Raw genomic sequence first — 22,722 nt, 5'->3', positions numbered from 1 at the left:
TTATGCTTATTTCTTATGCTTTGTTACGAATGTAAGCACAGGGCGCTTGGAGTGGCTCACAACATCTTCAGCAATACTTCCTGCCAAAACGTGTGCAAAACCAGTACGGCCGTGTGTTGCCATTGCGATCAGGTCTGCATTAATGCTGTCGGCAAAGTACACGATACCTTCTTCTTCGCTGATATCATTGAATACGTTGATCGTATAATTCTTCAACTGAAGTTTCTTCGCGAAGCTTTCCATATACTTCTTCACTACAACATCGCGCTGAAAGTTAGAAGGAGTATTGATACGCACCAGGTGAATGGTAGAATCATAAACCTGTTGTGTCCTTCTTACGATGCGTGAGAATATTTCTTCATCCTTATCCATGGATGTTGCATATACAATATTCTTAAATTCTTTGCTGGCTGGTTTGTTGTGTACCGTTAACACTGGGCAATTTGAATGGCGTACAACTTTTTCGGTATTCGACCCGATGATCATTTGCTCCAGCGCTGAGCGGCCGGAAGTTCCCATTACAACAAGATCCACTTTATTCTCTACGATGATTGAGTTCATGCCATGAAACGGAGTTCCAATTCTAAGCTTCTGGCGCACCTTCAAACCATTGAATCTGGCATCAGTAGCAAATTTCTCCATTTGCTTCTTCGCCTTCTCGATCAGTTTTGCTGTAAATATCTTATCCTCCCAGTCACCACCGTAGCTTGCTTCTCCTTCAATGTTAATTGAGCCTTCAGTAGCTTCTTCAATTACGTGAAGTAAAGTGATCTCACCACCAGAACGTCTGGCAATGTCGGCAGCTACCTCCGCTGCAATGGTAGCAGGTTTGGAAAAGTCGGTCGGAACAAGAATTTTTTTCATAAGGATAGTTTACGTTAATCGTTTGCAATAAGGTAAAAGTAGCGATTTCGATTAAAATACAAAATGTATAATATCAGCATTCAGATGGGGGATAAGTCATATGATATGTTGTCGATATTATATATAGATACTATCCTATATCAACAGGCTATAAATAAAAAGGCCCTCCCTGAACGGGAAGGCCTTTATACGGTTAATGAATTTTCTTATTTCTTAGAAGCGAACAGTTTTAGTGTTACCTGCTTTGTCAGTTACTTCGAATGTCAGGGAACCTGTTACATTCTTCACTGTATAAAGCTGAGCAAAGTTACCTTCGATAGATTTGTTTTCACTGTGAACAAGATTGTTAGCAGCATCATAAATCTTAACGTTGATTTGCTCGTTTCCAGTTGATGATACAGATACCAAGAATTTGCCGTTTTCATTAGCTAATCTTGAGATGTGTACATTTTTAGGAGTTGCGCTTACTGGTTTATAGTTTACCTTCTCAGTTCTTTTACCAGTTGCATCGATCAACTCGATTGTATACTCACCAGCCTGAAGACCTGTGAAGTTCAATGGGCAGATAAAACCATCTGTACCAGTGAATGTTTCGGTAAATACTATTTCAGACTTAGTGTTATAAATATTCAATTTAATTTTTCCAGCGTTTTCAGCTTTGTAAATAACTTTGAATACTTCTGCACCTTTTACAGGTACTACAGCCAAACCTTTGTTGTTAGGCTCTTCCTTTCCAAGAGCCGCCACAGTTGCACTTACTACTACGAGTGCTGCAATGAAAAGTGATCTAGTTTTCATAATCGCTATTGTTTTGTTTTTGTTTACTGATACAAATGTAACGCGAGAGTATAACATAAGGCCGAGTGTTGTAAGGAAACATTTTATTTAACTATAAATAACGTTTGCGGAATTTTCAGAGGAGAATTCAATCAAAAAACATAATGAAGCTATACTGCAAACGCTATCAGAAGAATTTATTTTAATACAACGTTTGCGCTACAGGTCTTTATAGCGTCTTTTAAAGCAAAAGAAGGTATCCTATAGCCAGGATACCTTCTTCCATCTTATTCTAAAAGACGCTACGTTTCTAAAATGTTATTCGCTAATACGAGAGAACTTTGATATTTCCTTCTTTATCTGTGACCTGAAACGAAAAATTACCCTTGAGTTTATTCAAATTATATACTTTGGCAAAGTCGTGAGCGGTCTCCAGCAATTCCTGGTAAATCAATTGATTCTTCTCGCTATAAATCTTAATCGTAAGTACATCATATGCTTTATTTGGAACAGCGAGTATAAATTTATTATCAGAACCGGCTATACGCGTCAGGTGGGCAAGCTTTTCAATCGGCTTAATGCCATGCAATATAGTTTGTGTCTGTCGCTGCGTACCATCCCAAAGCTCAAGTATATATTCACCGTATTCCAACTGCTCAAAATTATAGGGCCGCATAAAGCCATCGGTTTTACGAATCGTCTCTGTATATACAAGCTGCTTTCTGGAGTTGAAAATAGAAACCTTTACATCCAATGACTTTACACCTTTATAGTATACATGAAAGCTTGTTCCTTTTTTCATGATGCCAACACCGCTGGCGGGTGATGGATTCTCAGGGTCGTGCGCGAATACTACGCTGCTCATAATTAACAGCGCTGCTAAAACTAACAAGTTCTTTTTCATAAGGGTCTTTATTTATATATACCCGTAAGACGACCTGCTATATCATTATGTTGCAGCGCAAACGTTAAATATTGTTAACGTTTGTAACCCAAAGGGTAACATTCAAGAAATGTAAAAATTGCGTCTCAAACGGAAATACCGTGAGAAGGATTCAAGAATATAAAATATAGATTGAAAAAGAATTTTAATTCAGATGGTAAACATCCTTGCTCTTCTCTTCACTGCTGAGTAAGTGTAACTGATAGCGGATTCGCGTTAACAGAAACTGGTCGATCTTTCCATCAGCCAACTGCAGGAATTTATAGCGGTCGTTTAGATCGAGACTCAGCTCGCAGGCCACCTGGTATATAGAGAAAGGAGTGGCGTGGTTATTAATATTACGACTCTTTAAGTATTCAAGAAACAACTCGTACAACGGCAGCGCTGGCATACGTGCGAGGTCAACGCTCTGAAACTTCACATCGCCTCCCGGGTACATCTTGGTTTTATAGGTACGTGCGAGCTTCTCCATAATGAATACATCTTCACACTTCACTATAATATCAGACTCGCCACCAGGATAGCGTTTAATAATACTTTCCACGCGCATAAGCGATCCGATACTGGCGAGATTCATCTCATGACTGAAATAGATCCCGAAGGTTATATCATCCGTTTCTGCGTCTTGTAAAAGTTGTTTATAGCGCGGTTCAAAAATATGGAGAGGTACCAGTTCGCCTGGTATTGGCAGGATCGCCAGTGGAAATATTGGAATGTGAACGGTCTCACCCATATCAGTAAAACAAATCTTTCAGCAATTAGTTAATATTCTATTAAATATTGTGGATTAACACCGAAACGCTCCTGGAGTTTTTTATAGCCTGGCAAAAAACTCAGATTTATTATAAAAGAGAATCCAGCAACCTTGGCACCAACACTTTCTATTAACTCCCCGGCAGCACTTGCTGTACCACCTGTAGCAAGTAAGTCATCTTGTACTAAAACCTGCCAGCCCGGTTGAATAGCATCTTCATGCATTTCGATACAGGCGGTGCCGTATTCGAGATCATACTCCCTTCTCCTTACTTTATAGGGAAGCTTGCCTGCTTTACGAATAGGTATAAATCTGCAGTTCAACTCGTGTGCGAGAATAGAGCCGAATATAAATCCGCGCGCTTCCACGGCAGCAATGGCATCGATCTTCTGCGATTGAAAATCATTCTTTAATTGACGTGCAATCTCATGCATCAATGATGGATCGGCTAACACTGGAGTGATGTCTTTGAAAACAATTCCAGGCTTAGGATAATCCTGAACATCCCGGATAGCGTGTTTGATCTTCTCAGAAAGCTGCATGTATTGTATTTTTAAAAGATCAAAAGTAAAACTCCCGCGCAACAGTCCAACTATAAAGTGGTGTAAGGCTAAGGTTTATTTCAAGCCATCGCTTTTTTAAAGGCTGCCGGTAAGAAGTCAATGACATCTGACGCAATAAGCGATATCATACCTTTCTCACGGGCAGCAAGATCTCCTGCGAGGCCGTGAAGATAAACACCGGTAACAGCAGCATCTACGGAAGAGTAACCTTGTGCGAGTAAACCAGTCAGAATTCCCGTAAGTACATCTCCTGTTCCGCCAGTAGCCATACCGGGATTACCCGTTGAATTAAAATATACCATGCCATCAGGCGATGCGATGGATGTATAGGCTCCTTTTAAAACGACAACAGATTTTAATTGTTTCGCAAGCGCCTTTTGTTTTTCGAGGCGATCGAAATCATCCGACCACTTTCCTACTAATCTTTCAAATTCCTTTGGATGGGGAGTAAGTATACTTCCCGGAGAAACAGTACGAAGTAATTCGCGATTGGCAGATAGTATATTTAATCCATCTGCATCAATAACCATTGGCTTTCTGAAATCTTCCAATAGTTTACCAAACGCTTTTATGGTAAGTGCATCCTGACCCAGACCAGGCCCTACCCCTACCGTTGTATATTTATCGAGCGAAGGAAGCGTTGTTAAAAAATGCTCGTGTGCATCAACATCCACCATCGCTTCAATAAGCGAAGTTTGCACGATACTATATCCACATTGAGGAATATGCAGCGTAAGCAAGCCCACGCCTGCATGGAGCAACGCCCTGCCTGACAACACCGCAGCCCCTATCTTTCCATAACTACCTGCAATCAGCAAAGCATGACCGTACGTGCCTTTGTGATCGAATTTAGAACGGGGCTTTAATATTCTGCGGATATACTTCGAGGTAAGGTAAAAATGAGAAGATGATATTTCTTTAATGAATGCTTTACTAAGCCCTATATCTACCAGGCACCACTCTCCTACAGAGGCATGATTAGCAGGTAAAAAAAAGGCGAGTTTTGGCAATTGAAAAGAGATCGTGAAGTCTGCCTTAAAAATTTCTCCCTGTGACAGTTTATCCGTCTGCAATCCTGAGGGTATATCTACTGCTATGCGGATCACATCCGCCTGATTCATTTGTTGAATGATGGCTGCCTGTATTCCTTCCGCAGGGCGCGAAAGACCTGAACCGAAAATAGCATCGATTACTATATCATATCTACTGAACAAATCACTGTCGGTTGACGCTATCTCTATTACTTCCACCTTGCCTTTGAGTCTTTCAAGATTTGTTTTAAAATCTTCTGTGTCCGTGCCCCCACGAATCAATAACACACTTACCGGATAGCCCCACATTTTCAACAGCCGTGCTATACCTAATCCATCGCCACCGTTATTTCCAGTACCACATACAATCGCGACCTTTTGCGTTTCGTCAAACCGCTCTGTGAACCAACCTACAAAAGCACGACAGGCGCGCTCCATGAGATCAATGGAAGATATAGGTTCATGTTGAATAGTGTAGGCATCCAGTGCGCGTATTTGTTGTGCTGAAAGTATCTTGATCATGTCTGAAACTCTTTTACTGTTGCTTGCTAAGCTTAAAAAATATTTGCAGAGTATTGATTACCGATCTACCTCTCCCATTACAACATCAATCGATCCTATAATTGCAATCAGGTCCGCCACAAGAATTCCCTTCGAGATCTCCGGTAGCACCGAAAGATTTACAAAGCTGCACGAACGACACTTGCACCGGAAAGGTATATCACTGCGTCCATCCGCGCGAAAGAAAAAACCGAGCTCTCCCTTTGGTATCTCACCACGTATATAGAAGTCTTGCGCTTTAGGTCTGATCTTCTTGGGCACAAGCGCCTGTGGATCAAAGTCACGTGTGCGTGTATGCTCTCCGGTAAGTTTATCCAGACATTGCTCTACAATCTTTAGCGACTCGTACAACTCCAGGTAGCGCACATAAGTTCTATCCCAGCAGTCGCCAACCTGTCCCATCTTGCCCTCTCCTATAGGTATATCAAAATCCAATTCAGGGTATACTGAATATCCATCGACTCTCCGCAGATCGAAACGTAACCCGGAGGCACGAAGTATAGGCCCGGTTACACCGGCATTCACGGCAAGGTCAAGCGGCAGTACTCCTACATTCGCAGTACGGTCAATAAAAATCTTATTCGAGATCAGAACCGTTTCAAGTTCTTTCAATTTAGGCTTTATATATTTTACAAATTCACGACAACGATCTTCAAAGCCAACCGGTACATCATAAAACAATCCACCGATCCATATATAGTTATAAAGCAGGCGCGCACCAGACGCCCATTCCAGTAATCGTAAAATATGCTCGCGATCCCGCATGAGCCAGAAGAAGGGCGAAAAGGCCCCTATATCCATTCCATAGGTACCGATCGCTATAAAATGTGAAGCGATACGATTCAACTCAGCCATCAATACACGGACATACTCTACACGCTTCGGTATCTGATTTTCGATTCCCAACATCCGTTCAACACCCATCGCATATATATGTTCATTGCTCATGGCAGCAACATAATCGAGGCGATCAACAAAAGGTATCACCTGATTGTATGGAAGATTTTCGGCATGCTTTTCAAAACAACGGTGCAGGTACCCGATGTGGGGAACAACCTCATTCACGATCTCACCATCCATCAATACCTCCAGGCGTAACACACCATGTGTAGACGGATGTTGTGGCCCGAGGTTGATAATCATCTCCTCCGACCGAAGGTTCTCCGGCTTTAATTTATTCGGCTCCGAGCGTGCTAAATTTCCTTCCCTATATTTATACTGTACCCGATCTGTTGGCATGGCTATATTTTTTAAAGTTTCAAAGTTGTAAGCTCAGCATTGAGCTATAACTATCAACTTCCATTTTCTATTTAATACTCGATTTTGATGTCACGATAGTATTCCTGGTGCTTGTAATCTTTTCGCAAGGGATATCCTTCCCAGTCGGCCGGCATTAATATTCTACGCAAGTCCGGATGATTTGTAAATACGATACCATACATATCAAACACTTCGCGCTCCATCCAGTCCGCAGATTTCCAGATGTGCGTTACTGAATCAATGACAGAATTCTCACGTGGCATAATAACTTTCACCATCAGGTGAAAATTATAGGGAATGGAGTATAAATTATAAACCACTTCCATCGTGCCGGCTTGTGGGCCATTATCTATACCAGTAATACAGGAAAGCATATCAAAGTATGTGGATGTATTCTGATGAAGCACCTGCAGCACTTCAGTCAGTTTTGTCTTATCCACTATAATTGCATGGGGAGTACTGGCGCGATCGATCTTAATCTGATCAGCCGTGACTATATCCGAAAGCAAGGAAACAATTTCATCAATCGTCATAGGAAAATTATTATACGAACCGATCCACGATCTGTTCAGTAATCAAAATTAAATTATTTGAATCGAATGTGAGTTACTTATAGTGATATAGTTTTCACACTGCTGTATGCACCGGCAAGCAATCTCATAATTATTTTTCCAGCAATAGCTTGTTGTATTATAAAACCCGCTTACCTTTGCACAGCATTTCACCTCCATTATGTTTTATTTAACGAGGGCGAAAATTATGTTGGTACTTAGATTACATATCCCCAAATAACAGCCACGGTAAGTATTTTACCGGATCGGGCCAGGCATTTTCAAGCCAAAATTTAATAACAAAAATTCAGGCATAGTTTGTCAGGAGTAGCGTGTGTTCGCTTTACACTTTGGTGTATCGTTCAACACAATTATACTTTATTGCGCTGCAGTAAAGGAATATACCTCTTGCCTATACTTTGCCCTATGTAAACTTTTATGGGCAAACATAAGATCAATATAAAAGACCTTCAGGTCATCAGCTTTTCAACGGACGTTGCAAGAAGTCTCGCCTTAAACATTATGAACAGGCACTTCAAGCATACACCGAATGAAGAGAAATTAAAATTAATAGCCGATGTACTCGAGCACCCGCAGCTGTATACACAGCACGCAACGCTCAGTATACTGGCACACAAACTTCTGAATATAACCAGCACTATAAATATAGGGCAAGCGTATGATTTGGAAGATGATGCCAAACATTTCGATGTATTTGGCAATAAGCATATCGAGGGAAATGCGATCCGGCAAATGGAAGTTGCCATGCGATTACCGATTGCAGTAAAAGGTGCTCTGATGCCTGACGCGCATCAGGGATATGGTCTGCCCATTGGTGGTGTATTAGCAACACACAACGCTGTGATTCCATATGGTGTAGGGATGGATATTGGTTGTCGCATGGCGCTCAGCATTCTGGATCTACCCGGGAGTTATACCGAGCATCGTGCGTATGAATTGAAGAAAGCTCTGCAAAAAGACACGCACTTCGGTAATGAAGGCGGACTGGAGCAATCGCAGGAGCACGACATTCTCGACCATCCGGATTTCCAGAAAACAGATCTACTGAAACGTCTGCATGGTAAAGCTGTGAGACAACTCGGCAGTTCGGGTTCAGGAAATCATTTCGTGGAGTTCGGTATAGTTGAACTTCATGAAGGCAATACACTTGATCTTCCTTCTAGCCGATATGCAGCTATACTCTCTCACTCCGGCTCGCGAAGCTTGGGTGCGAACATCGCTCAACATTATACAAATATAGCGATGGATCACTGCAAACTTCCGCGTGAAGCAAAACAGCTTGCATGGCTCACAATGGACAGCGCTGAAGGTGAAGAGTATTGGCTCTCGATGAATCTTGCGGGAGAATATGCGAAGGCATGTCACGAGCGCATTCATCACAACTTGGTCAGAACTCTGGAAGTAAAAGTTCTTAAGACGATTGACAACCATCACAACTTTGCGTGGAAGGAACACCTCGCGGATGGCAAAGAGTATATTGTCCACAGAAAGGGTGCCACACCGGCAGCGCAAGGTATATATGGTGTGATTCCCGGAAGCATGATCGCTCCCGGATTTATAGTTCGGGGTTTAGGAAACGAAGCTTCGCTAAATTCAGCAGCGCATGGCGCAGGCAGAAAGATGTCCCGACAAAAAGCAAAAGACTCTACTACGATGGGCAGCATGAAAAAATTGCTGCAATCAGAAAAAGTACTACTCCTGGGAGGCAGTCCTGAAGAAGCACCCGGTGCGTATAAAGACATCGAGGCAATTATGAACAGCCAGCATACGCTGGTAAACATTGAAGGTAAATTTCATCCGAAGATTGTTCGGATGGCGAAAGATTAAGGTTATGGAAACATTGTATAAACACATTGGATTACTAGAAAAGAAAAAACGAATCGAGGCGATCACGGTTCAATTGAAGGAACGCTTTATTGGATTGGACAATGTCATTGACGAGATCATGTCTTTAATGATGCCGTGGTATCTTTTTCCGGAAGCGCAGCTTAGACCTACCGTTATAAATTTATGGGGGCTAACCGGATCCGGCAAAACTGCATTGGTACAAGGCATTATAGAACTGCTTGAACATCGTAAACTATATACTCACATTGACATGGGTGAATTCGAGTCAGACTCTGCTGCGTGGATTAAAAATATATTCACAGACGATCTTGATTTCTTTCATCAAAAACCAGCGATCATTTGCCTGGATGAATTCCAGTTTGCCAGAACACTGGACACAAACCAGAGTGAACTTGGCAAGGACAAACTTCGTGTGGTATGGGATTTACTGGACTCTGGGAAGATCAATTACATTCCCAGGAATAGTACGTATTACTTGTTCCGTGCAGACTCGTGTATCAAAAAGTTGGATAAAGCCGCCAAGGCCGGGGTTGTGATCGAGCAGGGCGAAATTGTAGCCGGAGAAGAAATATTCGTAAAGCTTTTTGAAACATTTTACTTCGATCAGTATGATCGCTACAATGAGCCTTTAGATAAATCATATTTTTTATCAAAGGATTTCGTTGAAGGTATATATGGCTTGTTTGATTATGACGAGTTCTCCAAAGACTATATCCGTCAGCGTATAAAAACATCTTCCTTGGAAGAGTTGAGAATATTTATACTCGAAGGGATGAAAACACGCCCTGCCACGAAGGAGCTTGATATGTCGCAGTCACTCATCTTTGTCCTGGGAAACCTGGATGAAGCGTATCCAATGAGCCATAGTATGAATCCGGACATAAGTGCTGATGATTTTTATCAGGCTACTACACACATCAGCATTGCTACTATAAAAAGTGCTTTGCGAAAAAGATTCAGGAGCGAGCAGATTGCACGATTGGGGAACAATCACATCATCTATAAGTCGTTTAAGAATGCTCACTTTCGGGAATTGATAGAACGCGAGTTGGCACGGGTAGGAAAATTCGTTCATACAACGTTTGGATGGTGTGTTGATTTTGATTCTTCGGTGGTTGATATAGTATATGCTGAAGGAGTGTTTCCATCACAAGGTACACGTCCTGTATTTACCACTATAAAAAACCTGGTTGAATCCAGGATCAGTAAAATTGTAATGGAGATCGTTGACAAAAACCTGACTGCCGGCACTATTCATTGGTACTATGCCGAAGAATATTATTTATTTGAGATCTGCGATGTGAATGGCAAGTATATACATTCGTTTCTCGATGTGGTTAACCTAAAAATCGACAACCTGCGGAAGACCACCAGCAAGAGTACACAAGCTCATACCGGTATACATGAAGCAGGGCACGCAATTCTTGCCGCTCTCACGTTGCGCATCATCCCATCCGTTGTAGTCTCTAAAACTGCTTCCGATGATGGTGAAGGATTTTGCATGATCAACTTCCCGGACGGCCCTATGACAAAGGACACCATCCGGAAAGATATAATTCTGACCTTGGGTGGATATGCAGCGGAGAAGCTGATCTTCGGTGAGGAGCATACATCTTCCGGTGTACAGCATGATATTGAAAATGCTACCGAGCTTGCTAATCGGGCGGTGCGTAAATACGCGATGGGAAGTGATCCGATCTATATTACACAGCCATACTCAAACAATAACGACAGCTTTTATCATAGCGAAAAGTATTCGCAGGAGGCTATACGTGTCATCAAAGAGTGCCTGCAGGAAGCTGAGCGAATATTGCGTAAAGACAAACTCCTGTTGCTAAAGATGGGGTCCTACCTTACTACACATTCACGCATGGACGAAGGTATGATCGCGGACTTCATCAAACGCTATAGCACGGAAGAATGGGTGCGTACAGAAGGTTTCATCCAAAAAGACGAATACTATACCTTTGATAATACATTGGAGTTGCAGATCAAAGAACTGGAGCTACCTTCCACAAAGTATCTGGAGGTTGAAATGATATAGTCAATACAAGGCAAAGAAATCACAGCACGCTGGCGTTTCTTTGCCTTTTTTATTACATCTCATTAATCCGCTCGGGGTATATATTAATTTTAATAACTTTAACATTCAATTACCGAATCATGCAAGGAGAATATAGAACGGCAAAGGGCTGGAGGGTCTTCATATATATATCCGCTCCGATATTAATTACAGCTTTTATTGTCACGGGTATTATGCCCTTCACATTTGAAGGCTACGATGCAACCGTAACTATCGTATTAGTCGTATTCTCCTTGAGTATGATAGCCCTTTTTTCCTACGGGCTTATCGATACCATTAAAGGGAAATTTGTGATTAAACAAGATCACCTGTTGTCGGTCACTGTGTTCGGATCTAGAGCATTGAAGTTCGATGGAATCAGAGGATATAGAGTAGATCAGAACTATATTCACATTATCCCGATAGACGCGCACCAAAAGAAACTTAAGGTAAGTACCTATACAGAAAAATCACAACAAATAACAGACTGGCTTTCGACAAGATACCCGGAACTCGATACGCTGGAAGCACTAGAAGAAGAAAAAAATATACTGGATGACTTCTCTTTTGGAATATCGAAACAAGCCAGAGAATACAAATTAGGTGAAGCAAAGCGAATCGCAAAGATCACCAACGCAACAGGCTTTATCTTATTTCTGTGGATAACATTCTATCCTTTGCCCTATTCAGTCGCCATATCTCTGGGCATAGTTTATCCTATGCTTGTCATGGTGACCCTATATCTATACCGGGGACTCTTGAGAATGGATGAACGTAAAAATAGCGCATACCCTTCTGTTGTGTCCGGCTTCCTAATGGCAGGACTGGGTCTGTCGCTCCGAGCGTTGATGGATTTTAATATCCTGGAATACAAACAGCTTTGGATAACCGCCGGCATAGTCGCAGGATTGCTATTTATCCTGATTATTGCATTAACTAAATTACCAGAATTCAAAACCTGGGAGGATTACTTTGCGATACCTACCATCATCATCGTGGCAAGTTCATACAGCTTCGGAGCCTATACACTTGCAAACTGTACGTATGACGAATCAATACCTTTATACTATAACAGTGAAATTCTGGATAAAGAAATGACTTCAGGAAAAACCACTTCTTACTATTTCACCGTAGTCTCCTGGCATGGAACAAATGAAATCAAAAAGATAAAAGTTAGCGCAGATGAATATAGCAGCGCGAATGCAGGTGATCACATTACCATTTATGAAAAAGAAGGTCTTTTCAAGACACCATGGTATTTTGTGATGCTTCAGGAATAGATATACCATCCTATCCATAGAACCCCGAGAATCTCATTGTAACTTCTTTAAGAATTTTTCGTTTGCAACGCACAAGTGTCCTATATTTGTGCACTATAAAATTGTTTCACCCTTAACCAGAGGGACTTTAAAAATGCTCGTCTTGTAATACTATATTATCGCAAAAAGACTCCTTAATCACAAGGAGATGAAACAGTACTGCGATCACTCAAACTTAACCTGATATAATTGACTCTTGAGGATTCTGTCTTCAATGCTCCGCTATATACAGGATAATCACTTTCATTTTCTTTACTTTTAATTACAAGACGTATGAGTATTTCCAAAAAATATGGAAGAACCTATCATTATCCCTTTTCGCCTGGCACAACCAGCGATGACCGCATTCACCATGACTATTGGGTAGATGTAAGCAGAATAAAATCAATTGTCCATACAGAAAAACTGGATGGAGAAAACAATTGCCTGAGTCGCTATGGCGTTTTTGCAAGGTCGCACGCTGCTTCCACGGTATCACCGTGGACACAAGCGATTCGTGAGCGTTGGGAGTTGATAAAAAATGACCTTGGTGACATCGAAATATTTGGCGAGAACCTTTACGCGGTTCATTCGATCGAGTATAGGAAACTCGAACATCATTACTACGTGTTCGCTATTCGGGTTCAGGATGTGTGGCTTAGCTGGGAAGAAGTGAAATTCTATGCAACCTTGTTTGATTTTCCTACCGTGCCTGAATTAAAAATAGTGAAGCCGGATAGTGAAGCTGTTTTCCGTCATGATGTAGTCAGCTTTACGAAGCAAGTCAGTGTATTAGACTCGATCGATATACTCACAGAGAAATCATGTACTTGCGAAGGTATAGTCAGCCGAAATGCAGATGAATACCCCGTGGAAGATTTCAAACATCACGTCTTAAAGTATGTCCGTAAAGGACATGTAAAAACGGATGAACATTGGACACGCCATTGGCGAAGAGCAAAGCTGCAGTGGGAATATCCACAAGTATAATTTTTAACTATTTGATTTATGAATTGGTCATTATCTAAAAATAAAGAATGGAGTCATCTTGAACAGCAATTCGATTGGGTTGCTGCCATGCGTGACGTCCCTCAGGATTCGCTATACCATGCGGAGGGAAATGTATCTGTACATACCCAAATGGTTTTGCAAGCATTAACAACCGATACTGCTTTTCAAAAACTGACAGAAGAAGAACGGGAGTTACTCTGGACAGCCGCATTACTTCATGATGTAGAGAAACGATCAACCACGGTAACGGAAGTGAATGGCAGGATCTCATCGCATGGTCATGCACGCAAGGGAGAGCTTACCGCACGCAGAGTTTTATACGAACACGGTATACCTTTTAAAGAACGGGAATATATAGCGGCCTTGGTTCGCTATCACGGACTTCCGCTTTGGATAATGGAGAAAAGAAATTCAGTAAAATCATTACTGGAAGCATCACTCCGAACAGACATGAAATTACTTTCATTGTTAGCCCGGGCAGATGTACGCGGAAGAGTTTGTGCAGATCAACGGAAACTCCTTGATCGCGTTGATTTTTTTGATGCTTACTGTGAAGAACAATCATGCTGGCATGAACCGAGAGTCTTTGCTACTGATAATGCAAAGTTTACGTACTTCCATAAGGAAGATGCGCATCCAGACTATATACCGTTTGATGACTTGAGAAGTACCGTTGTTATGCTTTGCGGATTACCCGGCATGGGTAAAGATCTGTATATAAAAAAGCATTACAGCAATTTGCCGATGCTGAGCCTTGATGCTATACGCAGAGCGCATAAACTAAAACCAGACGATGCATCTGCAACAGGCTGGGCTGTTCAGCTGGCAAAGGAACAAGCACGCGAGTTTCTTCGTAAAGGTGAATCCTTTGTATGGAATGCCACGAACATAACGCGCCAGATGCGGACGCAATGGATCGATCTGTTTGTGGCTTATAAAGCTCGCATTAAGCTTATATACATTGAAGTGCCCTACCATGAGTGGCTGAAGCAAAACAACGATCGCGAGTATGCAGTGCCTCAATCTGCCATGTTCCGGTTACTTCAAAAGCTGGAAGTTCCTTCAATTTATGAAGCGCACGAAGTTGTATATCATGTATAGGTCAAGTAAAGAAAAAGGCTTCACGGAATACCGGAAGCCTTTTTCATATATAGTACACAACGACTTATTCGGAACTCAACCAGAACCAATGAATCCACGAATAGTGTATTTATAGAAGGGTAATGCATGAGGCTCGAACTCATAAACACAAAATCCACAATTTTGCCGCTGATCCAGTTTGCGTTACATCACCATAATGTCGGAGTGTCTGATGCTACCGAATCACTCCGAAGTTGTAGGGTAACCTGGATTCGAACCAGGGGCCTCCTGCTTCCAATGCAGGCGAGGATGACCAGACTCCTCCATTACCCTATATAGTATATCTAATAAAAAAGCCTCCGTGGTCGGGAGGCTTTTATGATTGTTAATGCTATAGCTTTGCATTACCTGTCATCAGACATATAGTCTGGGCCTTCCAATTTTATCGGGACGATGCGGGTGATACGGATTATATACTCTCATATGATACAGTGTTTTAACTATACGTTCTTCTTAGCATTTTGTTACCTATCAGGTAACATTATTTAAAACAAAATATTGTGGCGCGAAGGGCTTTAACCTCGATCTTTCCATAGCAGTGGTTTATCGCTACGAAACGCATTTATCAGCGACTATGCTATCACGCCACCGGCATCATATACCAGATATCAAAGATTTACTTCTCCATCCGATGTACCTGCCCTATGTGGAGATTCCTGGTAACGCTCCAGGTCCTTAGCTTTTTCAGAACTATGCTTCTACTCAGTTAGCTTAATCTCCGTTCAATCTGAACACTTACTATTTATACATAGCATTGATATACTATATAATTGTCCAGCCACACGGTAACGATCCGTGTTCTTCCCGTTAAAAGCGGGAAGCATCACCTTAATGCTTTGGCTGGATATACTTATCTCCAGCTTCCTTGTTTGATTCCATACGTTTAATAATTTATACCTATACTAATAATGTCGAGGTGGAAGGGATCGAACCCTCATGTACCAATTATGGTTTCGACACGATATAAGCGTGAGCCGATACACCTCGTTTTTCAAAAACTCACCCGGCTGGAATTGAACCAGCCACAAGAACTCCTTTTCGGATTTCTCCGCCTCCCAGGGACATGCGGGTGTTATTACGCAATCCGGCAGATCATTTACACGCGCGTGTAAACTCTTGCACTATATATAGCACAACTGCCGGATATTTGCGGATATAGATGGGCATGATCCACCGACCCAGGCGTTAACAGCGCCTTGCTCTACCAACTGAGCTATATATCCTCTGAAAAAGCAATAAAAAAACCCCGGGAGATTGTCCCGGGGTTCACTTTGATACTCTGATTATATATTTCTATATATAGTCAAATCCGCCCGGGGAAATCCAAAAATTCTTCTTCGGCATAAAGCGTATGCTATGCTGGTTTGAAGAATTTGAATAAAATATATTTATACCGGGTTTCATTTTGTTCTTGTCTAATTGTAATGCAAATATAGAATAACTTTTCATATGTTACCCAGTGGGTAACAATATTTTTTTACTTTTGCATCCCTCAACTATAACACGTTGAATTTTTCATGATCGTATCGATTCGTCATAGTACATTAAAAAGTCTCTTCGAGAAAGGAACAGCTCCTGGTATATCCGGAGAGTTGAAAGACTCTTTATTACTATGGCTTTCCGTGATCCACGCCGCAAATGATCCGCGCGATCTTTCAATCAACAATGTCAGTACCTTGGAAGAAGACACTGCAGGGTATCGCCTTGCAATACCAGGCATCGGAACATTTTCGTTTCGCTTTGTTGACGGAGAGATACGACAATTAAATTTTAAGAAGGAACCAAACTAAGTATCTATGTCACGCATGCACAGCCCCGCTCACCCCGGCCAGATCCTTGAAGAGCTATATATAAAGCCTCATCAACTGGCCATCACGGAAGTGGCGGGAGCGCTGGGTATTGCGCGGAAAAATCTCTATGCTATATTAAAAGGAGACTATGCTATATCTGTAGAAATGGCCTTTAAGCTCAGCAAAGCCTTCGACACCACTCCGGAATTCTGGCTACAGGCACAACTCCACTTTGATCTGGCAAAAGGATATAAAGAATCCGCAAGCATGAAAATAAAAAGCCTTATTCCGAAATCTACCAAAAACATTAAATAGAATTTATCTCCTGTTTCTCCGCCCATTGTAATCCGCCGGGCAACTCTGCAGTATTAAATTCAAGATGTATAACTCTCCGGTGCCTCTGACTAGTCGCCTTGGATGAAGAATGAAGCAGTAAGGGCTTCATGATCTGTATACCGCACGCTTCTACATCACATATATAAGGAATACTGTTCTGTGATATCAGGTTTATTTCATCATCCGAAAGTTTCTTGTTATGCGAACCCGGTATAACTTTTAACGCACCATTCGTTTCATCGGTATCATCCAGGTGTATCCGAATTGTAAATGTACTCTTGAGAATTTCTTCCGGAGGACAAACGCCATGCACGCCGAACTTTTTCGTCCAGCCTGTAAATCCATCCTGTTCAATCTTCGTACTCACATTTATAGTTAGATCCTGATGCCAGGTAACGTACCAATTGGAATCTGGTGTTTTATCAAAGTAAATAGCTTTGGTTAAGAATAAGTCGGGATTAATTTTGTCTATAATCTGCAGCAGGTTCGCATTGAAGATTATTCCTTTTAATTCAGGAATTTCCTGCAAAAGATTACGGATTGCATGCGTATCCTCAGGAAGATCTTTGATTTTAAAATAACTCGAAATTTGTCCTCTTAGAGTAGTAATTTCTTTTTTACTATATACATGACGCAAAATCATAAAGCCTTTATGCGTCAGCTTTCCGATGCTGCTTTGCAGAGAAGCATTGCTGAATTCGTATTGATATAGATCCAGTGCACGCGCAAATATATCTTTAATTCTTCGCTTCAATCTTTCAGGGGCAAGCACCTTTACACGTTCACCGAATCCCAGTATTTCTCTTTCCAATTCGAAATTTAGCTGAACACGTAACGAAATAATAACACCATCCTTTAACGTCTCTACAACTTCCTGCGAATGGTGCAAGGGTTTGGTAAGTATATAAGGAGCCGTTTCCAGATCAGCTTGCAACAAAACTTTTTCCACCGGTCCGTTCGGATTTACGGTCACGCCAACAACATCATGAAGAAAGTTGGGCAAATTAAAATCGTCCTTGGAAACATACCGAACATCGCATTCGCCAATGCTGACTATGCGATCAAGCGCTAAGGTAAGTATAGGTGTGTTCTTTTTCTTTACGCCTATCACAAACCAACGGTTCCTATACTCCTTTAAATAATAAGGATGAAAGTGAAATGTACTGGAAGCTCTCGCTTTAAATGATTGGTAACAAAGTTCCAGCGCACACTTCTTGATGATGGCTTGATATAGTGTGTCGATATACTCAAGTCCCCTCAGATTATCATTCTTTTCAAAATCGATAACCGGCTCCTGGTTTGTTTTGGCAGCATATATTTTATTTTCAAGGCGTTGCACCATACCGCTTAATTCCTGAAAGTGACTGAATCCTTTAAATTGACGAAGGATCTCTACCACTTCCGTGAGTTTACCCAAATCCTGATCCGTCAGTGGAATATTGGTTATCGAGTAATCCGGATCTTCGTAACGATAATATTTTTTCTCTTCTACAACTATAGGAGCATTATATCCCAGTTTATCGCTGCGCATCATCTGGATATCCATCTGTACCGTACGCTTGCTGACACCTTTATCTATACCTTCATATTCATATAGAGTATCCGAGCAAGCCTCCACAAGGTCTTCCAAAGTCCAGCGTCTGTACCTGTTCTTCAGGCAATTATCTATTGTTCTATAGCGGATAAGCGCGTTACGGTTGACAGGCATTGTAAAAATTTTCAGAAAAAACGGAAAAAAAATTCACTACGCAAAAAGGCTGCGTAGTAGCCCTGCTATTTTGAATCGTTAATTAAATGTAAGGGTTATGAGATTCAATGTGTTCCGCAAAGCAAAAAAGGCTGTAACAAACTACGAAGACGCAAAAGCATTTACGATGGATGTGCGCACAGATTTATATAGCGCGGTGGTTACAACGTCCCTTAGCGATAAGTTTTATGAGTCTGCTGATAATCGTGTGGATCGTATCCGCGCATTGATTGCTAAAAACGATCCGGCATTTGTAGCCCAGCTTGCTATCTATACCCGTTCTAAAATGTATATGCGTAGCATGCCGTTGGTATTGGCCGTAGAGCTTGCAAAGATTCCATCTACGAATGGAGTAGTCCGCAATGCAGTTAAAGGTGTAGTACAACGTGCCGATGAGATCATGGAGTTGCTGGCATACTATCAAGTGGCGAACCAACGCACGGGGACAAAAAAATTGAATAAGCTTTCGAAGCAGATTCAGCATGGACTTTCTGATGCATTCAATCGGTTCGATGAATACCAATTTGCTAAATACAATCGGGCAGCCGAAATAAAGTTGAAAGATGCGTTGTTTCTGGTTCACCCAAAAGCAGCGAACGAAATACAGCAAGGTATATTTGATAAGATTGCTAAAGATATACTCGAGATTCCATATACCTGGGAGACAACGTTATCGGCACTGGGACAAAAAAAATTCGCGAATGAGCTTGAAAAACAAAATGCTTTCAGGACTACGTGGGAACAATTGATCTTCAGTAAAAAGTTAGGCTATATGGCCTTGCTTCGTAACCTACGAAATATTCTGGAGGCCGGAGTTTCTGTTGAAGCTATAGATCATGTATGCGCAACTTTGTCCAATGGCCATGCCGTTGCTCAAGCGAAACAGTTACCATTCCGGTTCCTGGCTGCATACCGTGAAGTAAAAGTTCTGCAATCAGAGTTCGTTCCAAAAGTACTTGATGCCTTGGAGCTGGCTGTTGAACATAGCGCTATAAATATACGTGGATTTAAAAGCAATACTTCTGTAGTTATAGCGTGTGATGTATCCGGCTCTATGCAAAAGTCTATTTCTGCCAAAAGCAAAATAATGAACTATGATATAGGACTGATGTTGGGCATGCTGTTACAGTCACGTTGTGAACGCGTGCAAGCCGGTATATTTGGCGATACCTGGAAAATTATTCATGTATCCCGAAGAAATATACTCGCTAATGTTCAGGAGTTTTACGAACGTGAAGGTGAAGTGGGCTATGCTACCAATGGATACCTGGTATTGAAAGATTTGATAAACCGGGGTCAGGTGGTGGATAAGATCATGATGTTCACCGATTGCCAATTGTGGAACAGCAACGTCGTTGATCATGTACCGCAGCATAGCATTACTTCTTTATGGATGCAGTACAAAAAGCTTGCTCCAGCCGCACGGTTGTATTTGTTCGATCTGGCAGGCTATGGTAATACACCCATCGATATTCGTAATGATGATGTATACCTGATTGCAGGATGGTCTGATAAAATTTTCGATGTGTTAAAAGCATTGGAAGATGGCGAGAGTGCCCTCGCTGAAATTGAAAAAATAGAATTGTAAAAAGCTGCCCTCCCCTTCTGATGTGAAGGGGAGGTTAAAAAGAAATTAAACAAACGAGGATGTCGTAGAAGCGGGTTACTTCGCTCCGCATGATGGGGAGGAATCACACATCCGTCCAGTACGGAAAAGTTTTCCGGGTTCGAATCCCGGGCAGCACGCCCCTATACTTGCTTCGCCTTTACTCCTTGATTTTTAAGATATGAGAGATGCCGTAGAATGGAAATTCTTCGCGGTGACCATTGGTTCGAATCCAATATCTGATTCTATCAGATTGAATCCATACGAACATCGCTCTTTCATAAAAAAGGTGCCGTACATGAGAGTTACTTCGACTGTAAATCTAAAAGCCTCTCGTGGTCTTTTTGCCCTTTAAAATATCTTGATGAAAAACCAGTGCCGCTGATTGCGGCACTTCTATTTTTCCAGCTGAGGATGTGTTGTTCCTTCTCCCTAACAGGATATATAAGAACGCTAAAAAAATACTGACGATTCTGTTTACTTGAATCTCGGTTGATTTCTTTTGGATGTAATAATTTACACGCAAAATAATCCCGGTTCGAATAGAAATTTTTAACCTACGTGTTGATTTTACTGATTGAAGGTTTTGCGTTCTCCATATTGAAGCTTGTTATAGTGCTTCAATTTCTTTTTACCATTCGAAGTTCTGTACGCAGGTTTATCAGAATGACACGCTGAAAGAGCGATGGCCATAACAATTATTGCAGCAAGGATTTTTTTCATGAGTTATCACGTTTTTTCCAATACACAAAGGTATCAATCAATTGTGTTATTTAGTAATTGGCTTGACGCTTCCAGAAGATATTCCCGATTGCCCGCGTATTTTAACTTCGCTTTAGCTAAAAAGGACAAAGAACCTTTATTGCGACGCTGAATATTACAAGGTAAATAAACTTGAAAGTGACTATAAATACACTTTCCTACCTCCATACACGGGCACGATTTCACGATGCGTAGTCTTTAATGAATGCAGGAAGATCGAATCTCATATCCTGATAAGGGATTATGAAAAAATCAGATAAAAAATTTACTACGCAGAAAGATTGCGCACTCACTATTCACCTTTGTTTCAACAAATGAATAATCAAATGAACTTAACAGGAAACGACCTCAAAACTATAGGCTTTACGCAAGGTAAAGCCATTGGCTTTGCGTTAGACATCATCAAAAAAGAATACGCGGCATTAAAGCAGGAAGATCAATTGATTCTCTTAAGACAAGTATTAGAAAATCCTTCGGCTTTTATTGACGATGAAAAACTTTCACCCATCGTGAAAGAGTTGTTGAAACCAGCAGATGATACCATCGCCCTGGAAGAATCTGGGAAGTCGTATAAGATATATGGTGCAGAAGCCATCGAAGAAGGGGCATTAAACCAGATGGCTATAGCAATGCGTCTGCCCGTTACGGTTGCAGGTGCTTTAATGCCGGATGCACATCAAGGTTATGGCTTACCGATTGGTGGCGTGTTGGCCACCAAGAATGCCGTTATACCGTATGGCGTAGGCGTTGATATAGGATGCAGAATGTGCATGACGATATATGATTTACCTCCTGCTATACTTGAAGAAAAGAAAGATGAGTTCAAGAAAATGCTTGTGAATAATACCAAGTTTGGAACAGCAACTTTCAAGAAGCCTAAAGATCACGAAGTCCTTGAGCGTACAGAATTCAAAGAGCTCAGCATCGTACGCCAGATGAAAGACCGTGCGTGGCAACAGATCGGTTCATCCGGTGGAGGAAATCACTTTGTTGAATTTGGTATCGTTGAGATTTTAAGTCCGGTGAATGAATTCAATTTGCCGGTAGGGGAATATATAGCGTTACTCTCACATTCCGGGTCGCGCGGACTTGGTGCAAATATAGCGCGCCACTATACGCAAATCGCCATGGACAATTGTAAACTTCCGCAAGAAGCGAAACACCTCGCGTGGCTGGACCTGGATACTGAAGCCGGGCAAGAGTACTGGCTTGCCATGAACCTTGCCGGTGACTATGCATCCGCATGTCATCACCAGATTCATGAGCGTATGGCCATCGGGTTGCGTGAAACACCTTTAGCGATGATTGAGAATCACCACAACTTTGCGTGGAAGGAAAAAGATATACTTGGTAACGACATCATCGTTCACCGTAAGGGAGCAACGCCTGCGGGTGAAGGTGTGCTGGGTATAATTCCGGGTTCGATGGCTTCGCCTGGATTTATAGTACGTGGTAAAGGCCTGGCTGCTTCAATTAACTCAGCATCACATGGTGCAGGAAGATTGATGTCGCGAACAAAAGCAAAGCAGACAATTTTACCAGGTCATGTAAACAAAGTGCTAACACAAGCAGGTGTTGAATTAATCGGCTCCGGCCTTGACGAAGCACCGATGGCTTATAAAGATATCCACCAAGTAATGGAGCATCAAAAAGATCTTGTAGAGGTACTCGGATCCTTCATGCCTAAGATTGTACGAATGTGTGGTGACGAGAGATTTAAGGAGGTGGATTAAACCTATATTTATTCAGGCTTCAGGTTATTATACTTGAAGCCTGATTACATTTTCATAATTATAT

General features: G+C 41.7%; 19 protein-coding genes and 2 tRNA genes. 9 read left to right on the top strand and 12 right to left on the bottom strand.

The window, feature by feature from the left end; genetic code table 11:
* Window positions 1-6 precede the first annotated feature (6 nt).
* The 8 genes from B5Y40_RS05160 to B5Y40_RS05125 all read right to left on the bottom strand — a co-directional run bounded on the left by B5Y40_RS05160 (window position 7) and on the right by B5Y40_RS05125 (window position 7,286).
* A complete protein-coding gene (locus tag B5Y40_RS05160) occupies window positions 7-864 on the bottom strand; it encodes a universal stress protein (RefSeq protein ID WP_079685619.1) in 858 nt (285 codons plus the stop codon).
* Between the two features lie 213 nt (window positions 865-1,077).
* Window positions 1,078-1,662 carry a hypothetical protein gene (locus B5Y40_RS05155; protein WP_079685618.1) on the bottom strand — a complete coding sequence of 195 codons (585 nt, stop codon included), beginning with the start codon at window positions 1,660-1,662 and terminating at the stop codon, window positions 1,078-1,080.
* A gap of 304 nt (window positions 1,663-1,966) precedes the next feature.
* Complete coding sequence (locus tag B5Y40_RS05150; protein WP_079685617.1) at window positions 1,967-2,545, bottom strand: hypothetical protein; 579 nt, start codon at window positions 2,543-2,545, stop codon at window positions 1,967-1,969.
* Window positions 2,546-2,729: 184 nt separating this feature from the next.
* Entirely contained in the window at window positions 2,730-3,317 is a 588-nt protein-coding gene (locus B5Y40_RS05145; RefSeq protein WP_079685616.1) for an LON peptidase substrate-binding domain-containing protein, read from the bottom strand.
* Window positions 3,318-3,346: 29 nt separating this feature from the next.
* Window positions 3,347-3,880, bottom strand: coding sequence for an adenine phosphoribosyltransferase (locus tag B5Y40_RS05140; RefSeq protein ID WP_079685615.1), 534 nt, complete (start codon window positions 3,878-3,880; stop codon window positions 3,347-3,349).
* Window positions 3,881-3,960: 80 nt separating this feature from the next.
* Entirely contained in the window at window positions 3,961-5,454 is a 1,494-nt protein-coding gene (locus B5Y40_RS05135) for an NAD(P)H-hydrate dehydratase (RefSeq protein ID WP_245840474.1), read from the bottom strand.
* Window positions 5,455-5,511: 57 nt separating this feature from the next.
* Window positions 5,512-6,732 carry an NADH-quinone oxidoreductase subunit D gene (locus B5Y40_RS05130; RefSeq protein WP_079685614.1) on the bottom strand — a complete coding sequence of 407 codons (1,221 nt, stop codon included), beginning with the start codon at window positions 6,730-6,732 and terminating at the stop codon, window positions 5,512-5,514.
* Between the two features lie 71 nt (window positions 6,733-6,803).
* A complete protein-coding gene (locus tag B5Y40_RS05125) occupies window positions 6,804-7,286 on the bottom strand; it encodes an NADH-quinone oxidoreductase subunit C (RefSeq protein WP_079685613.1) in 483 nt (160 codons plus the stop codon).
* 456 nt (window positions 7,287-7,742) lie between these two features.
* Between B5Y40_RS05125 and B5Y40_RS05120 the strand changes: the two genes are divergently transcribed.
* The 5 genes from B5Y40_RS05120 to B5Y40_RS05100 all read left to right on the top strand — a co-directional run bounded on the left by B5Y40_RS05120 (window position 7,743) and on the right by B5Y40_RS05100 (window position 14,645).
* Window positions 7,743-9,152 carry an RtcB family protein gene (locus tag B5Y40_RS05120; RefSeq protein ID WP_079685612.1) on the top strand — a complete coding sequence of 470 codons (1,410 nt, stop codon included), beginning with the start codon at window positions 7,743-7,745 and terminating at the stop codon, window positions 9,150-9,152.
* A gap of 4 nt (window positions 9,153-9,156) precedes the next feature.
* Complete coding sequence (locus tag B5Y40_RS05115; protein WP_079685611.1) at window positions 9,157-11,217, top strand: M41 family metallopeptidase; 2,061 nt, start codon at window positions 9,157-9,159, stop codon at window positions 11,215-11,217.
* Between the two features lie 278 nt (window positions 11,218-11,495).
* Window positions 11,496-12,515 (top strand): hypothetical protein, encoded by a 1,020-nt coding sequence (locus B5Y40_RS05110; protein WP_143785613.1) that lies wholly within the window; start codon window positions 11,496-11,498, stop codon window positions 12,513-12,515.
* Between the two features lie 312 nt (window positions 12,516-12,827).
* Window positions 12,828-13,523 (top strand): RNA ligase family protein, encoded by a 696-nt coding sequence (locus tag B5Y40_RS05105; protein WP_079685609.1) that lies wholly within the window; start codon window positions 12,828-12,830, stop codon window positions 13,521-13,523.
* Between the two features lie 18 nt (window positions 13,524-13,541).
* Window positions 13,542-14,645 (top strand): AAA family ATPase, encoded by a 1,104-nt coding sequence (locus B5Y40_RS05100; RefSeq protein WP_079685608.1) that lies wholly within the window; start codon window positions 13,542-13,544, stop codon window positions 14,643-14,645.
* A 236-nt stretch (window positions 14,646-14,881) separates the two neighbouring features.
* Here B5Y40_RS05100 and B5Y40_RS05095 read toward each other — a convergent pair.
* Both B5Y40_RS05095 and B5Y40_RS05090 read right to left on the bottom strand, forming a co-directional pair.
* A tRNA-Pro gene (locus B5Y40_RS05095) sits at window positions 14,882-14,957 on the bottom strand.
* Between the two features lie 877 nt (window positions 14,958-15,834).
* Window positions 15,835-15,907, bottom strand: a tRNA-Asn gene (locus B5Y40_RS05090).
* A gap of 294 nt (window positions 15,908-16,201) precedes the next feature.
* Between B5Y40_RS05090 and B5Y40_RS05085 the strand changes: the two genes are divergently transcribed.
* Together B5Y40_RS05085 and B5Y40_RS05080 are read left to right on the top strand one after the other, a co-directional pair.
* Complete coding sequence (locus B5Y40_RS05085) at window positions 16,202-16,474, top strand: hypothetical protein (protein WP_079685607.1); 273 nt, start codon at window positions 16,202-16,204, stop codon at window positions 16,472-16,474.
* A 6-nt stretch (window positions 16,475-16,480) separates the two neighbouring features.
* A complete protein-coding gene (locus tag B5Y40_RS05080) occupies window positions 16,481-16,789 on the top strand; it encodes a HigA family addiction module antitoxin (RefSeq protein WP_079685606.1) in 309 nt (102 codons plus the stop codon).
* Here B5Y40_RS05080 and B5Y40_RS05075 read toward each other — a convergent pair.
* A complete protein-coding gene (locus B5Y40_RS05075; protein WP_079685605.1) occupies window positions 16,782-18,518 on the bottom strand; it encodes a WYL domain-containing protein in 1,737 nt (578 codons plus the stop codon). The genes B5Y40_RS05080 and B5Y40_RS05075 overlap by 8 nt on opposite strands.
* Window positions 18,519-18,615: 97 nt before the next feature.
* Between B5Y40_RS05075 and B5Y40_RS05070 the strand changes: the two genes are divergently transcribed.
* The gene (locus tag B5Y40_RS05070) at window positions 18,616-20,145 is read left to right on the top strand and encodes a TROVE domain-containing protein (protein WP_079685604.1); all 1,530 of its coding nucleotides are present in this window, start codon (window positions 18,616-18,618) and stop codon (window positions 20,143-20,145) included.
* A gap of 588 nt (window positions 20,146-20,733) precedes the next feature.
* Here B5Y40_RS05070 and B5Y40_RS29530 read toward each other — a convergent pair.
* Window positions 20,734-20,886: a putative periplasmic lipoprotein gene (locus tag B5Y40_RS29530; RefSeq protein WP_159453609.1), complete on the bottom strand. Its 153-nt coding sequence runs from the start codon at window positions 20,884-20,886 to the stop codon at window positions 20,734-20,736.
* 365 nt (window positions 20,887-21,251) lie between these two features.
* Here B5Y40_RS29530 and B5Y40_RS05065 point away from each other — a divergent pair, with 365 nt between their 5' ends.
* Window positions 21,252-22,658, top strand: coding sequence for an RtcB family protein (locus B5Y40_RS05065; protein ID WP_245840473.1), 1,407 nt, complete (start codon window positions 21,252-21,254; stop codon window positions 22,656-22,658).
* Window positions 22,659-22,722: the final 64 nt, after the last annotated feature.

The organism is Ohtaekwangia koreensis (assembly GCF_900167975.1).
In the GTDB taxonomy this organism is placed as follows: Bacteria; Bacteroidota; Bacteroidia; order Cytophagales; family Cyclobacteriaceae; genus Ohtaekwangia; species Ohtaekwangia koreensis.
This window is presented reverse-complemented; position numbering and strand designations above follow the sequence as displayed.